The organism is Streptomyces sp. T39 (assembly GCF_008042045.1).
Lineage (GTDB): Bacteria > Actinomycetota > Actinomycetes > Streptomycetales > Streptomycetaceae > Streptomyces.
Window position 1 is genome coordinate 1,305,588 of sequence record NZ_RDBP01000012.1, and the last position, 14,437, is coordinate 1,320,024.

At 73.7% G+C, this 14,437-nt stretch carries 13 protein-coding genes, 2 tRNA genes and 2 pseudogenes; 7 read left to right on the top strand and 10 right to left on the bottom strand.

The features are described 5' to 3' along the window. Positions 1–133: 133 nt before the first annotated feature. The 4 genes from EAO77_RS06805 (at position 134) to EAO77_RS06820 (ending at position 4,584) form a co-directional block, all read left to right on the top strand. Positions 134–601, top strand: coding sequence for a MarR family winged helix-turn-helix transcriptional regulator (locus tag EAO77_RS06805; protein ID WP_147987159.1), 468 nt, complete (start codon positions 134–136; stop codon positions 599–601). Between the two features lie 9 nt (positions 602–610). Then, positions 611–3,070, top strand: coding sequence for an MFS transporter (locus EAO77_RS06810; RefSeq protein ID WP_147987160.1), 2,460 nt, complete (start codon positions 611–613; stop codon positions 3,068–3,070). Positions 3,071–3,272: 202 nt separating this feature from the next. Then, complete coding sequence (locus EAO77_RS06815) at positions 3,273–4,088, top strand: YceI family protein (protein WP_147987161.1); 816 nt, start codon at positions 3,273–3,275, stop codon at positions 4,086–4,088. A 28-nt stretch (positions 4,089–4,116) separates the two neighbouring features. Continuing rightward, positions 4,117–4,584 carry a PPOX class F420-dependent oxidoreductase gene (locus EAO77_RS06820; protein WP_147987162.1) on the top strand — a complete coding sequence of 156 codons (468 nt, stop codon included), beginning with the start codon at positions 4,117–4,119 and terminating at the stop codon, positions 4,582–4,584. A gap of 28 nt (positions 4,585–4,612) precedes the next feature. Here EAO77_RS06820 and EAO77_RS06825 read toward each other — a convergent pair whose 3' ends face one another. The 7 genes from EAO77_RS06825 to EAO77_RS06840 form a co-directional block, all read right to left on the bottom strand. Then, entirely contained in the window at positions 4,613–5,401 is a 789-nt protein-coding gene (locus EAO77_RS06825) for a TetR/AcrR family transcriptional regulator (RefSeq protein WP_147987163.1), read from the bottom strand. 73 nt (positions 5,402–5,474) lie between these two features. Next, positions 5,475–7,115, bottom strand: coding sequence for an MFS transporter (locus tag EAO77_RS06830; RefSeq protein WP_147987164.1), 1,641 nt, complete (start codon positions 7,113–7,115; stop codon positions 5,475–5,477). Positions 7,116–7,186: 71 nt separating this feature from the next. Continuing rightward, a complete protein-coding gene (locus EAO77_RS39805; RefSeq protein WP_261994003.1) occupies positions 7,187–7,321 on the bottom strand; it encodes a hypothetical protein in 135 nt (44 codons plus the stop codon). Further along, a complete protein-coding gene (locus EAO77_RS38480; RefSeq protein ID WP_187283139.1) occupies positions 7,314–7,454 on the bottom strand; it encodes a hypothetical protein in 141 nt (46 codons plus the stop codon). The genes EAO77_RS39805 and EAO77_RS38480 overlap by 8 nt, the downstream gene beginning before the upstream one ends. A 71-nt stretch (positions 7,455–7,525) precedes the next feature. After that, positions 7,526–7,660, bottom strand: coding sequence for a hypothetical protein (locus EAO77_RS39810; RefSeq protein WP_261994003.1), 135 nt, complete (start codon positions 7,658–7,660; stop codon positions 7,526–7,528). Further along, the gene (locus EAO77_RS06835) at positions 7,653–8,420 is read right to left on the bottom strand and encodes a response regulator transcription factor (protein ID WP_261993826.1); all 768 of its coding nucleotides are present in this window, start codon (positions 8,418–8,420) and stop codon (positions 7,653–7,655) included. Before EAO77_RS06835 ends, EAO77_RS39810 begins: the two co-directional genes overlap by 8 nt. 77 nt (positions 8,421–8,497) lie before the next feature. Next, a complete protein-coding gene (locus EAO77_RS06840) occupies positions 8,498–9,328 on the bottom strand; it encodes an amidohydrolase family protein (RefSeq protein ID WP_147987165.1) in 831 nt (276 codons plus the stop codon). Between the two features lie 247 nt (positions 9,329–9,575). On the opposite strand from EAO77_RS06840, the pseudogene EAO77_RS39815 reads away from it, so the two are divergent. After that, a pseudogene (locus tag EAO77_RS39815) lies at positions 9,576–9,644 on the top strand (DUF664 domain-containing protein); the annotation flags it as partial. Positions 9,645–9,744: 100 nt separating this feature from the next. Here the strand turns inward: EAO77_RS39815 and EAO77_RS06850 are convergent. The 3 genes from EAO77_RS06850 to EAO77_RS06860 all read right to left on the bottom strand — a co-directional run bounded on the left by EAO77_RS06850 (position 9,745) and on the right by EAO77_RS06860 (position 10,965). Beyond that, on the bottom strand, positions 9,745–10,326 hold the full coding sequence (locus tag EAO77_RS06850; protein ID WP_147987166.1) for a DinB family protein: 582 nt from the start codon (positions 10,324–10,326) through the stop codon (positions 9,745–9,747). 158 nt (positions 10,327–10,484) lie between these two features. After that, positions 10,485–10,557: transfer RNA gene (locus EAO77_RS06855), tRNA-Arg, on the bottom strand. A 317-nt stretch (positions 10,558–10,874) separates the two neighbouring features. Beyond that, positions 10,875–10,965 (bottom strand) — tRNA-Ser (locus EAO77_RS06860). A 196-nt stretch (positions 10,966–11,161) separates the two neighbouring features. On the opposite strand from EAO77_RS06860, the gene EAO77_RS06865 reads away from it, so the two are divergent. Next, positions 11,162–11,635, top strand: a complete 474-nt coding sequence (locus tag EAO77_RS06865; RefSeq protein ID WP_147987167.1) for an SSI family serine proteinase inhibitor — start codon at positions 11,162–11,164, stop codon at positions 11,633–11,635. Between the two features lie 168 nt (positions 11,636–11,803). After that, positions 11,804–14,437 (top strand): annotated as a pseudogene (locus EAO77_RS06870) (PAS domain-containing protein); the annotation flags it as partial.

Consider the following 14,437-nt stretch of genomic DNA (forward strand, 5'->3'; position numbering starts at 1 on the left):
AGTCGTGACCGGGGCATTACTCTGCATATGCAAAGCCTTTTGGGTTCCTTTACCCGATCCCGGCCGTTTTCGTTTGCCTGTAGCAACCAACCGCTTCTATCGTTGCCCTAAGCAACAAGATGTGGGAGGGGCCATGGCCGAGCGGAGTCAGTTCGAGGAGCTGGCCCGGCAGATCAGCGCCGTGGGAGCCGTGAAGCGCAGCCTCGCGCGCATCCTGCCCGCGGACTGCCCCTCCGGCGCCGCCGCCGTGCTGTCCCTCACCCGCCGGTACGGGGAGATGCGGATGAGCCGCCTCGCCGAGCTGCTGGCCGTCGACATGTCGGTGACCAGCCGGCATGTGGCGCACGTCGTGGACCGCGGCTGGCTGGAACGCCTGCCGGACCCGGACGACCGGCGCTCGCGGATCCTGCGGCTCACGCCCGCGGGCGAGGAGCTGCTGGACGACCTCGGCCGCCGGACCACGGACATGTTCGCGCACCACCTCGGGGACTGGTCCGACGACGACGTCGGCCGGCTCAACGACCTGCTGGCCCGCCTCCGGGAATCCGTCGGGGACTGCCGGGCCCACACCACCCGTGCACCTGCACAACAGACGACGTAAAGGAAGTTCATGGCTACGACCACGCCATCCGGTGTGCGGGGCGGCCACGCCAAGCACGGAGGCGGGCCCGCCGCGGGCGGGACCCCGCCGATGACCCACCGGCAGATCATGGAAGCGCTGTCCGGGCTGCTGCTCGGCATGTTCGTCGCGATCCTCTCGTCGACGATCGTCTCCAACGCCCTGCCGCAGATCATCGGCGACCTCGGCGGCGGACAGAGCGCCTACACCTGGGTCGTCACCTCCGCGCTGCTCGCCACCACCGCCACCACCCCCCTGTGGGGCAAGCTGTCGGACCTCTTCTCCAAGAAGCTGCTGGTCCAGATAGCCCTCGTGATCTTCGTGCTCGGCTCGGTCGTCGCCGGCCTGTCCCAGAACCCGGCCATGCTCATCGCGTGCCGGGTCGTCCAGGGCATCGGCGCCGGCGGTCTCGCGGCGCTCTCCCAGGTCGTGATGGCCGCGATGATCGCCCCCCGCGAGCGCGGCCGCTACAGCGGCTACATCGGTGCGACCTTCGCGGTCGCGACCGTCGGCGGACCCCTGCTCGGCGGCGTGATCACCGACACCGAGTGGCTCGGCTGGCGCTGGTGCTTCTACGTCGGCGTGCCCTTCGCGGTGCTCGCCCTGATCGTCCTGCAGAAGACGCTCAAGCTGCCCGTCACCCGCCGCAAGGTGCGGATCGACTGGACCGGCGCCTTCCTCATCAGCGCGTCCGTCTCGCTGCTGCTGGTCTGGATCACCTTCGCGGGCGACAAGTACGACTGGATGTCGTGGCAGACCTGCGCGATGGTCGCCGGCTCCGTGCTCCTCGGCGCGCTGTTCCTGCTCGTCGAGTCCCGGGCCTCCGAGCCGATCATCCCGCTGCGCCTGTTCCGCAACCGGACCATCACGCTCGCCTCGCTCGCCTCGCTCTTCGTGGGCGTCGCGATGTTCGCCGGCACCGTCTTCTTCAGCCAGTACTTCCAGCTCGCCCGGGGCGAGTCGCCGACCATGTCCGGTGTGCTGACCATCCCGATGATCGCCGGTCTGTTCGTCTCGTCGACCGTCTCCGGCCAGGTCATCACCCGCACCGGCCGCTGGAAGGCGTGGCTCGTCAGCGGCGGCGTGCTGGTCACCGCCGGTCTCGGCCTGCTGGGCACCATGCGCTACGACACCCCGTACTGGCACATCGCGATCTACATGGCCGTCATGGGTCTCGGCATCGGCATGATGATGCAGAACCTGGTGCTCTGCACGCAGAACCAGGTCGCGCCGCAGGACCTCGGCGCCGCCAGCTCCGTCGTCACCTTCTTCCGCACGCTCGGCGGCGCCATGGGCGTCTCCGCGCTGGGCGCGGTGCTCGGCACCAAGGTCACGGACTACGTGCGGGACGGACTCGCGGCCCTCGGCCCCGAGGCCGCGGCCGCCGGGCACGGCGGCACGGGCGGCGGGGGCATCCCCGACCTCGACGCGCTGCCCGGGCCGATCCGCCTGGTGATGGAGAACGCGTACGGCCACGGCGTCGGCGACGTCTTCCTCTACTCGGCCCCGTTCGCGCTGGTCGCCCTCCTGCTGACCCTGTTCATCAAGGAGGTCGCCCTCAAGACCCACAACAGCGACCCCGTGCCGGGAACCGCCGCCGCGGCGGGGACGGCCGCCCCCGAGGCCGCCGCCCTCCCCGCGACGCCCGCCCCCGTGGTCGCCGTGGAGACCGAACCGCAGCTCACGGGCTCGGCGGTGCGCGGCATCGTCCGCGGCGCCGAGGGCGCCCCGGTCCCGCAGGCGGCGGTCACGCTGATCTCGCCGGCCGGCCGCCAGCTCGGCCGCTCGGTGGCCCGCGCCGACGGCGGCTTCGCCCTGGACGCGCCCGGCGCCGGATCGTACGTGCTGATCGCCTCCGCCGACGGCTTCCAGCCGCAGGCCGCCACGGTGGTCGTCGGCGACGAGCCGCTGGCCTACGACATCCTGCTCGCCGGGACGAGCGGGCTCGCGGGCCTGGTGCGCTCCGCCGAGGACGCGTCGCCGGTCGAGGGCGCGATGGTCGTGGTGACCGATGTGCGCGGCGACGTGCTGGCCACCGGCAGGAGCTCCGGGCAGGGCGAGTTCGCCTTCGCCGAGCTGGTGCCCGGCACGGTGACGGTCGCCGTCGGCGCCGAGGGCTTCCGCCCGCTGGCCCTGCCGGTCGAGATCGGCGGCCAGGGCGTGACCCGTGTCGAGGCCGTGCTCGTGGCCGGAGCGGTGCTCCGGGGCGTGGTGCGCGGCGGGACGGGCCGCGAGCCGCTGGCCGACGCCCGGGTCACCCTGGTGGACGCCGCGGGCAACGTGGCCGGCACGGCGACGACCGGCGACGACGGCGCGTACGCCTTCGCCGACCTGGACGCGGGGGAGTACACGGTCATCGCGACCGGATACCCGCCGGTCGCCGCCGCGGTGACGGTCATGGGCCCCGGCCCGGCCGGCCACGACATCGAGCTCGCCCACCCGGGCGAGTGAGACGGGGGTGCCCCGCCCGCTGGGGCCGGGCACCCCGACGGACCCCCGGGAAGCCGCTCGTCCCCAGCGGAGACGAGCGGCCGGCCCGGCGGAGACGGGCCCCGGACGCGGGGGCGGCGGGCAGGGGACGGCCGGCCGCTCCCGCCCGGGGCCCGAACACGTACGGCCCCGCGCGACGCGGGGCCGGGAAACGGGATGAGACATGGCACTTCGCGCACAGGTGAGGACCCGGGACGGCTGGGCCGTCCAGCACGCCGTCGTCACCGTCACGGACATGACCGGCACCCAGGTGCTGCGGGCACAGGCCGACGAGGACGGCACGGTCACCGACCCGGCGGACCTGCCCCCGGGTGCGTACACGGTGATCGTGACCGCGCTCGGCCACGCACCGGCCGCCTCGACGGCGCTGGTCACCGCGAGCGGCCGGGTGGACGCCGGGACGGTGGTGCTCGCGCGCCAGGGCGGGGCGGAACTCCCGCCTCCGGGCGTCTGGACGCTCGATCCGGCGCACTCGTCCGTGGCCGCGGTCGCCCGACACCTGGGCATCTCCAGCGTCCGGGGACGGTTCGGCTCCTTCGGCGGGACGATCGAGATCGCGCCGGACCTCGAGCGCTCACGGGTCCGCGCGGTGATCGCCGCCGATTCCGTGGACACCGGCAACGAGCTGAGGGACAAGCATCTGCGCTCCCCCGACTTCCTGGACGCCGAACGCTTCCCCGAGATCACCTACGTCTCCACGGGAGCGACGGCGGCAGGCCCCGACCGGTGGACCGTGCAGGGCGAGCTCTCGCTGCGCGGTGTGGTGCGCCCGGTCCCGCTCGACCTCGTCTGCCTCGGCACCGGACCCGACCCCTGGGGCGGGGTGCGCGCGGCCTTCCGCGCGACGGCCGAACTGCACCGCGCCGACTTCGCGATGAACTGGAACCAGGTCGTCCAGGCAGGCGTCTCGGCCATCGGCACGACGCTGCGCGTCGAACTCGACATCCAGGCGGTGCAGGGCGACCGGCTCCCCGGATGACGGCCGCGCCTCACGTAGGGTGCCGGGCATGGCACGCCACATCGCCACCAACACCACGGTGGACCTGGACCAGTTGCTCGACTTCGTACGCCCCCGTCACCGCGCGCTGCTGCTGACCCGCCGCTCGGACGGGTCGCCGCAGGCCTCGCCCCTCACGTGCGGGGTGGACGACGCGGGACGGGTGGTCGTCTCGACGTATCCGGAACGCGCCAAGACCCGCAACGCCCGGCGGGACGAGCGGGTGAGCGTGGTCGTCCTCTCCGACGACTGGAACGGTCCCTGGGTGCAGATCGACGGGACGGCCGAGGTGATCGACTCCCCCGCCTCGGTCGAGCCGCTGGTCGAGTACTTCCGCACCGTCTCCGGGGAGCACCCGGACTGGGACGAGTACCGCACCGCCATGGTCGAGCAGGGGAAGTCCATCATCAGGATCACCCCTGTGCGCTGGGGCCCGATCGCGACGGGCGGCTTCCCGGCCCGGCTCGTCCAGGACTGAAGCGGGTCGCGGAAGGCTGCGACACGTCTCAGGGCCCTTTGTCCGGGGCCCGGCGGGCCACCATCGCCTCGATGCCCGCCACCAGCAGATCGAGCGCGACGGCGAAGTCCCGCTCGCGCATCTCCTCGACGGTGGTGCCGCCGCGGGCCTCCATGATCTCGGTCGCCTGCTCGAACTCCCGGCTCAGCTCGGGGCGTTCCTCGATGGTCCCCATCGCCCGGCGGAAGTACTCGTCCTGGCTGAGGCCCGCGGAGGCGCAGCGCTGGACGAAGTGGCCCTCGATCGTGCCGAAGCCGTACACGAACTGGAACACGGCGGCCAAGCCGCCCATCCGGGCCTCCGGGGAGAGGCCGGAGGCGCCGACGACCTCCTGCACGGCACGCGAGAAGGCCAGGGAGTTCGGCCCGATGTTGAGGAAGGTGCCGATCAGTCCGGAGACCCACGGATGGCGCACCAGCAGGGCACGGTAAGTGCGGGCGAGGTCGCGCAGCCGGTCGCGCCAGTCCGCCCGGTCCTCCGGAGCGGGCAGCGAGAGATCGCCGAACACCGCGTCGAGCGCGAGCTCCAGCAGGTCGTCCTTGGTCTCGACGTACCAGTAGAGCGACATCGCGGTGACGTCGAGTTCGGCGGCGAGCTTGCGCATCGAGAATGCGGCCGTCCCGTGCTCGTCGAGCAGCCGGACGCTCGCCTCGATGATCTTGTCGCGGCCCAGCCCCTCCGGCTGGCCGGACCTGCGTCCCCGCTCCCGCTCGGGTCCCTTGGCGAGCCACACGCTCGTCTTGGCGGGGCCCGTCGCGCGGTCGGACGCTGGCACCATCGCGCACCTCCTGGGTTCCTGCCGGAGCGTCCGGCGGGCCGGGCGGAACTCACCGGTCCGCCCGGCCCCGATGCTATGCCGACGGCTTCGTGACGTCTGCGGGAGCCTGCGGCGCCCCGGGTCCGCGCAGCGGGGCGGACGGCCCCGGCACATCGCTTTCCGTTCCCGGCGCGGGCGGCCCCTGCGGGCCGTCACTCCCCCGCCCCGGGCCGGAAGGGGCCTGCGGCGCGGCGCGCCGTTCGGCGCGGCGCAGCAGGGCCGCGGCCAGCAGACCGCCGGCCAGCACGGCGGCCGCCCCGACCAGCTGGCTCGTCTCCAGGCCCGAGGCGAACGCCTCCTCGATCCGGGACCGCTCGCCGGCGCTGCCCGCCCCCGCCAGCGCCGCCGGAAGGGACACCGCGCCGGCGGCGGCGGGAACGAGCGCCGCGAAGCGGGAGTTCAGGACCGCCCCGAGCACCGCGACGCCGAGCCCGTTGCCGAACTCGGCGAGCGTGCCGTTGATTCCGGCGCCGACGCCCGCCTTCTCGGGCGGGATCGCGCTCATGATGGCGTTCGCCATCGCGGGCATCGACAGGGCCACACCCGCCCCCATGACCACCAGGCCGGCCAGCATCCCGCCGTAGCCGTGGGAGCCCAGCACGGCGATCGCGGCCAGACCGGCGGACACCAGGGTCATGCCGGTGGCGATGACGGCGGGCGTGCCGAGCTTCGCCACCAGCCGCGCGCCGACGCCCGTGAGGTTGAGCGCGACGACGGTCAGGGCCAGCGGGGCGGTGCGCAGCCCCGCGTCCAGCGGGCCGTACCCGAGCACGAACTGGAGGTGCTGTGTGAGCAGGAAGAGCGAACCGGTCATGCCGAACGCGACGAGCACCGCGCCGGCGACCGCGCCGACGAAGCGCCGGTCGCGGAAGAAGTGCATGTCCAGCATCGGGTACGGGATCCGCAGCTCCCAGAGGACGAAGCCGCCGAGGACCAGCGATCCGGTGATCGCCGCGCCCCGCACCTCCGCCGAGGACCAGCCGTGCTCGGGTCCGGAGATGATCGCGTAGACGACGGCGGTCATGCCGATCGTGGAGAGCAGCGCGCCGAGCAGGTCGGGGCGGTCGCCCTGGGGGTTGCGGGACTCCGGGACGAGGGCGACGACGGCGAACAGGCCGATCGCGGCGACCGGGATGTTGATCAGGAAGATGGCACCCCACCAGAAGTGGTCCAGCATCGCCCCGCCGACCAGCGGACCGGCCGCGAAGCCGAGGGAGCTGACGGTGGACCAGAGGGCGATCGCCTTCACCCGCTCGGTGTCGTCGAAGATCTGCACGACGACCGCGAGGGTGGTGGTCATCAGGAGCGCGCCGCCGATGCCCATGCCGGCCCGGGCCGCGATGAGCTGGGCCGACGTCCCGGCGAGCCCCGCGGCGAGGGAGCCGATGCCGAAGACCGCGAGACCGGCCACGAGCATCCGCTTGCGGCCGTAGCGGTCGGCGGCGTTGCCCGCGGTGAGCAGCAGTCCGGACTGCACCAGCGAGTAGGCGTTGATCATCCACTGGATGTCGGCCGTGGAGGCGTGGAGCTCGCGGGTGAGGGAGGGGATGGCGACGGACAGGACGGTGTTGTCCAGCAGCACGGTGAGCTGGGCGAGGCAGATGACGCCGAGGATCAGCCAGCGCTGCGGATGGCCCGAGGGGGCCGTGCGGTTCGCGGCGGTCGTCGCCGTCATACGGACTCCTTGTACGGCGTAAGGGAGCGATTCCCTTACACCGTACAAGGCGTCTCGTACGCTGTATAGCGCTATCGGTAGGTGCGGAAGGCGATCGTGGTGACGGTGCCCATCACGGCGCAGACGACCGCGATCAGCATGACCGCCGCCACGACCAGCCGTGTCCGCAGGGACCACGGCCGGCGGCCCGCGGGCTGCTCAGCCACCGGGCCGTGCCTCCGCGGGCCGTGCCTCCCCGGGCTTGATCAGGTACCCCGCACCGCGCCGGGTGTGCGGTTCGCGGCGGTCGTCGCCGTCATACGGACTCCTTGTGCGGTTCGCGGCGGTCGTCGCCGTCATACGGACTCCTTGTACGGCGTAAGGGAGCGATTCCCTTACACCGTACAAGGCGTCTCGTACGCTGTATAGCGCTATCGGTAGGTGCGGAAGGCGATCGTGGTGACGGTGCCCATCACGGCGCAGACGACCGCGATCAGCATGACCGCCGCCACGACCAGCCGTGTCCGCAGGGACCACGGCCGGCGGCCCGCGGGCTGCTCAGCCACCGGGCCGTGCCTCCGCGGGCCGTGCCTCCCCGGGCTTGATCAGGTACCCCGCACCGCGCCGGGTGTGGATCATCGGGGCCCGGCCGGCGTCGATCTTCCGGCGCAGGTAGGAGATGTACAGCTCGACGACGTTGGCCTGGCCGCCGAAGTCGTAGCTCCACACCCGGTCCAGGATCTGCGCCTTGCTCAGCACCCGGCGCGGATTGCGCATCAGGTACCGCAGCAGTTCGAACTCGGTCGCCGTCAGATGGATCGACTCCCCGCCGCGCGTCACCTCGTGGCTGTCCTCGTCCAGCGTGAGGTCGCCGACGGCGAGCAGCGACTCGCTGCGCACGACGGCGGCCCGGGAACGACGGATCAGGCCGCGCAGCCGGGCCACCACCTCCTCGAGCGAGAACGGCTTGGTGACGTAGTCGTCCCCGCCCGCCGTCAGTCCGGCGATCCGGTCCTCGATCGCGTCACGGGCGGTCAGGAACAGCACGGGCACGTCCGGCAGGTCACGGCGCAGCCGCCCCAGCACGGCCAGCCCGTCCATGTCCGGCAGCATCACGTCCAGCACGACCGCGTCCGGGCGGAACTCCCGCGCCGCACGCAGCGCCCCGGCGCCGTCCGGCGCGCTGCGCACGTCCCAGCCCTCGTAGCGCAGGGCCATCGACAGCAGCTCGCCGATCGGCGCCTCGTCGTCGACCACGAGCACCCGGACGGCGCTGCCGTCCGGCCTGAGCAGTTCGGTGCGCCCCTGGGGCGAGGTGATGGTCATACCGGCCACGGTGCGGGGCGGTCCTGAGAGCGTTCTTGCCCGACCCTGTGAATTCCCTGAGAAACGCCCCGGCCCGTTCAGACCGCCCGCAGCAGAGCCGCCCCGTTGTCGTGGCAGACGGCCCGCAGCCAGTCGTCCCCGAGCTCCAGCCGCTCCAGCGCCCTCAGCTGGTGCAGGTAGGGATACGGGATGTTGGGGAAGTCCGTCCCGAGCACGATCCGGTCGCCGAGTCCGGCGAGCCGCGCCCGCTCCGCCACGGGGAACGGCGCCAGCGCCTCGCTGAAGTCCGTGAACGCCATCGTGGTGTCCAGACACACCCCCGCGTACCGCTCGGCGAGGCCCAGGAAGTCCGCGTACTCGGGCATGCCCATGTGGGCCACCACCAGCCGCAGCCGCGGATGCCGCGCCAGCACCCGCCCGACCGGCTCGGGCCCGGTGTGCCTGCCCGGCGCGGGCCCCGAGCCGCAGTGCACCACCACCGGCACCCCGGCGTCGGCGAGCAGCCCCCAGGCGGGGTCGAGCAGCGGGTCCGCCGGGTCGTAGCCCCCCACCTGCACATGCGCCTTGAACACCCGCGCACCGCCCTCGACCGCGTCCCGTACGTAGCCGGCGACGCCGTCCTCGGGGAACAGCGTCGCGGTGCGCGCGCAGTCGGGGGTGCGGGCCGCGAAGCCGGCCGCCCAGTCGTTGAGCCAGACGGCCATGCCGGGCTTGTGCGGGTAGAGCATGGAGGTGAAGACGCGCACGCCGAAGGACCGCAGCAGCGCGACGCGTTCGTCCTCCTCGTGCCGGTAGGAGATGGGCCACTGAAGGCCCGTCAGCGGACCGACGGCGTCGAAGTACGCCCACACCTTGCGCAGCACCCGCTCGGGCATGAAGTGGGTGTGGACGTCGACCAGGCCCGGCAGCCCGAGCCGCGTCCAGAACTCCCGTACCCGCGCCGCCTCGTCCGGCCCCGGCGTGCCCGTCCCCCCGGCGTCACGCCGGCCGGCGCCGGTCCGTCCGCCTCACACACGGGCCGCACCGGTGCGCCGCGAGCGCACGGTTCTCCGAGGTCCGGTGTCCCCGGTGCCGGCCGGCGTGACGCCGGGGGGACGGGCACGCCGGGGCCGGACGAGGCGGCGCGGGTACGGGAGTTCTGGACGCGGCTCGGGCATGCTGCTCGTCCGGATGGTGGCGGAGACCGCGCAGCACGCGGGCCACGCCGACATCGTGCGCGAACTCGTCGACGGCAAGGGCGGACCCGACCGGGACGCCCAGGGCGACGACGCGCAGTGGCGGGAGTACGTCGCGCGGATCCAGGCGGCCGCCGCCCGCCTTCCGTTCACCCCTCGCCGGGGGTGTACGCGTCGGCGGCCGCCTGGATCCGCGCGACGTACTCCCGCCACTGCGCGTCGTCGCCCTGGGCGTCCCGGTCGGGTCCGCCCTTGCCGTCGACGAGTTCGCGCACGATGTCGGCGTGGCCCGCGTGCTGCGCGGTCTCCGCCACCATCCGGACGAGCAGCATGCCGAGCGTGGTCTCCCGGCGCTCGGCCGGCCAGTGCGCCACCGAACCGGGCGAGTCCAGCTCCAGTTCCCCGATCGTGCGGTCGCCGTGGGCGCAGGCACGCCGGTACAGCCCGGTCAGATAGTCGCTCGACTCGTCCGCGCGCGCCCACATGTCGGCGCCGTCCCAGATCGACCCGTCCTCGATCCACGCCATCTTCTCCGGCGCGGGCCGCCCGAACGCCTCGCCCAGGTATCCGTACTCCAACCCGGCCAGATGCTTCACCAGCCCGAGCAGATTGGTGCCGCTCGGCGTCAGCGGCCGGCGCAGGTCGTACTCGCTCAGTCCGTCGAGCCGCGACAGCAGCCCGGCCCGCCCTTCCCGCAGCTTGCGGTGCAGCTCGTCCTTCAGATCCACCACGATCGCCCTCCAGGCATCCGCGTCCCTGGCCGAGGCGCCGCCACGCCCGACCACCCGCGGGGACAGTACGCCCCACCACTGACAGCGCCCGGGGGGAACGACGCCGGACACGACGACGAGAGAGGCCCCGGACTTTCGTCCGGGGCCTCTCTCCGCTGTGCACTCGGCAGGATTCGAACCTGCAACCTTCTGATCCGTAGTCAGATGCTCTATCCGTTAAGCTACGAGTGCTTGTGCTTCCCGGGCTTTTCTGCCTGGTCGGCGTTGCGGGAACAACATTACATGACCTGCGCCGTCACGCGAAATCCATTAGCCACACCCCATCTGACCTGCACAAACACCCGAACGGCCCCTTGTCGCGGGTGGGGCGGCCGCGGGCGGGGACAGGGCCGGGGACGCCGGAGCGGGCCATGCGACGGACGGGCGAACGGCCGGCCGGGGACGGCGCCGGGGCGGGTCGGCGGCGGGAGTCCGGAGGGGCTCCCGGGAGCGGCCCGGAGAACGACCGAAGCCCCGGCCTGAGGGCCGGGGCTTCGGTGATCTGACGGCGGAGGCGGAGGGATTTGAACCCTCGATGGGCTTTAAGGCCCAAACCGCATTAGCAGTGCGGCGCCATAGACCGGACTAGGCGACGCCTCCAGCACACCCGCGCGAGCGCGGATGGTGCGTGCAGATGATGACACAGCCCTGCGGCTCGCCACCAATCGCCGTCCACGGTACTAGGCCCCGGGCCCGCAGAGCAAAGCACTTGCGGTTGCGCAACGCCGCGGCGTGCGCAGCGTTAGAGATGCCGGGGCAAGGTCCCCGGCATCTCCCGTGATCGTCAGGAGTTCCCATGCTGCGCCGTCTCGTCCTCACCGCCACCGTGTCCGCCGCCGCGCTCGCCGCCGCCGTGCCCGCCGCGGTCGCCATCACCCCGCCCCTGCCGCTGCCCGTGCCGGTGCCGTTCCTCGGCCCGTCCGACACTCCCGAGGCCGGTCCCGACCGGCTGAGCGTGATCGTCTCCCAGACCGGGAACACCCGGACGGACGGCAGATACGAGCTGGAATGCGGCCCGGCCGGCGGCACGCACCCCTCGGCCGTCCCCGCCTGCGAACGGCTGGACCGGTTCGCCGCCGAGGGGGACGACCCCTTCGCACCGGTGCCCGAGGGGCAGATGTGCACCCAGCAGTTCGGCGGGCCGGCCACCGCCCGGGTCACCGGAACCTGGCGCGGCCGGCCGGTGGACGCCACGTTCGACCGGTCCGACGGCTGCGAGATCTCGCGGTGGCAGGCACTGGAGCCGGTACTGCCCAGCACCAGGTCATAGGCCGGCGGAGTACGCCATCCGCACACAACCTTGGTGAGAGCTCCCCCTCATCCACCGTCTGAGCGCGCCTCGCTGCGCTTAGACTCCCTCAGTGACAGGCCGTGGCCCGAGAGGCAAGATGGGACCGGCCGTCCGCACTACGCAGTAGGTCAGGGAGGAACCGTCGTCGTGAGCAGCAGGCCATCCCGAGGCGCTGCTCGCCTCGCAGCCATACTCGACGCCCTTCCGGACGGGCTCGTCCTCGTCAACGCCAACGGCACGGTCGTCAACGCCAACAGCATCGCCCTCGATCTCTTCGAGGCGCCGGGCACGGCACTGGTGGGGCGGGGCCTGCTCGATCTGGTGCCCGACTTCGACTCGCGGCTGATCCCCGGGTCCATGCGCCGGCCCGGCTCCGCCGACCCGCGCGGGCGCACCAAGCCCACCCGGATGATCGCGCGCCGCACCGACGGCAGCGAGTTCCCGGTCGAGGTGACGAGCGCGAGCCTGGACGGGCGCGAGGCGTACGACTCGGCCGGCGGATACACCGGCGACGAGCTGCTGATGCTCGTCGTGCGGGACCTGACGGGCACCATGGACACCGAGGCGGAGCTGGCGCGTTCGCAGCGGCAGACGGAGATGATCCTGCGCGCCGCGGCCGAGGGCGTCGTGGGCACCGACACCGACGGCCGGGTCGTCCTGGTCAACCCGGCCGCCGCGCAGATCCTCGGCTTCCGTGCCAGTGATCTCGGCGGCCAGGAGCTGCACCCGCTGATCCTGCACTCCCGGGCGGACGGCGAGCCGTTCCCGTACGAGGAGTCGCCGCTCGCGGACACGCTCAAGTCCGGGCGCAAGCACCGGGTGCGCGGCCAGGTGCTCTGGTCGAAGAGCGGCGCCAGGGTGCCCGTGGACCTGACCACGGCTCCGGTCCGCGACGGCGACCAGCTGGTCGGAGCGGTGATGACCTTCACCGACCGGCGGCCGTTCGACGAGCAGACCGAGAAGCACGCGGCCGAGCTCGCGGCGACCGAGGAGCGGCTGGGCGCGCAGCTCACCGAGACGACCGAGCGGCTCACGGCCGAGCTGACGGCCGCGGCGGAGAAGCACGAGGCCGAACTGGCGGACCGGACCGAGCGGTACGCGGCCGAGCTGGAGGCCGGCGCCGAGCGGTACGAGGAGCTGGCCGCCCGCCACGCCCAGCTGACCGCCGTGCTCGGCGACTCGCTCCGCGGCCCGCTGGAGGAACTCCGCGCCGAACTGGGCGCGCTCGCCGCCGACCCGGCCGGACAGCTGTGGCCCGAGGCGAACCAGATCCTGCACCATCTCGCCGCCGGATACGCCCGGATGACGACGCTTGTCGACAATGTGCTCGGCTATCAGCGTCTGGACACCGGCACCGAGCGGCTCACCAAGGCGAACGTGCTGCTCGACGGGATCGTCACGGCGGGTGTGGAGGGCGCCGTCGAGCTGATCGGCCCCGGGCGGGTCCAGTTCGCGGTGCACGCGCCGCCCATAGAGGCCGAGGTCGACGGGGCCCGGCTGGCGACCGCGCTCGCGCACTTGGTGGCCGACGTCGCGGGCGTCGACTCGACGGGCAAGGCCCGCGTGGTGCCCGGCGGCGGCTACGTGGACTCCACGATCGTGGTCGCCGCCGCACAGCGCGGCGACGTCGTACGCATCGAGGTGCGCGGCCCGTTCGCCGGCGGCGACCCGGTGCACGCCCCGATCGTGCACGGCATCGTCCGGGCGCACGGCGGTGTGCTCCAGACCCATGAGGTGCCCGGGACCGGCGGCAGCGCCTACGTCCTGGAGGTGCCCCTCGGCGACGGCTCGGGGACCGTGCCGCCCGCCCCCGAGGTGGAGACCGCCCCCGCCCTGCCCGCGCAGCAGTCGGCGGGTACCGCGTCCTCGGGCGGCGGACGCCGCCGGGCGCGCCGCTCGTCGACCGACGCCTTCCTGGAGAGCCCGGTGGCGGCGGAGGACCCGGTGGCGGCGCAGCCGACCGGGCGGCGCCGCGCGGGCCGTCCGGACGCCGAGCCGATCCCGGCACAGGGCACCGGCGGGCCGCCCGTCCACCCGGACGGCGGAACGGACGGCGGAACGGGCCGCAGGCGCGGCCGTCCGAGCCCGGCCGAGCCGGCCGGCCCGCCGCAGGCCGCCGAGGGTTCGGTGGTGACGGCGGCCGAGGGAGCCGGAGGCCGGGCGGCGTTCGGCGAGACCGTCCCGCCGCAGGGCGTACCCGTCGACGCGCACGGCATCGCCGGCCCGCCGTCGGGACGCCGGGCCCGCCGTGAGGTGGAGCCGCCCCGCAGCGGACTGCCCGAGCTCGCGGCGGCCGCACCCGAAGGGGCCGCGCAGCCCGCAGGACGCCGCGCGCGCCGCGCGCTCGCGGCCGCGCCGCGGCCGGAGCCCGAGGCTCCCGCCCGCAGCCCGTTCGCGCTCCCGCCGGCCGACGCCGACCGGGTGCCGGGGCCTGCCCCGGTGCCCGAGGCGGAGCGGCACGACGCGGTGGCCCCGGCCACCGGCCGGGAGCAGCACACACCACCGCCGCAGCACCCCGCGCCCACCGGCCGCCGACGGGCGTCCGCCCCGGCGGAGGCGGCGCCCGTGGCGCCCGCCGAGGGCACACCCGCGCAGGGCACCCCGGCGCACGGCACACCCGCGCAGGGCACCCCGGCGCACGGCACACCCGCGCGGGGCATCCCGGCCCCGGGCGGGTGTGCCGTGCGCCGGGGTGCCCTGCGCGGGTGTGCCGTGCGCCGGGGTGCCCTGCGCGGGTGTGCCCTCGGCGGGCGCCACGGGCGCCGCCTCCGCCGGGGCGGA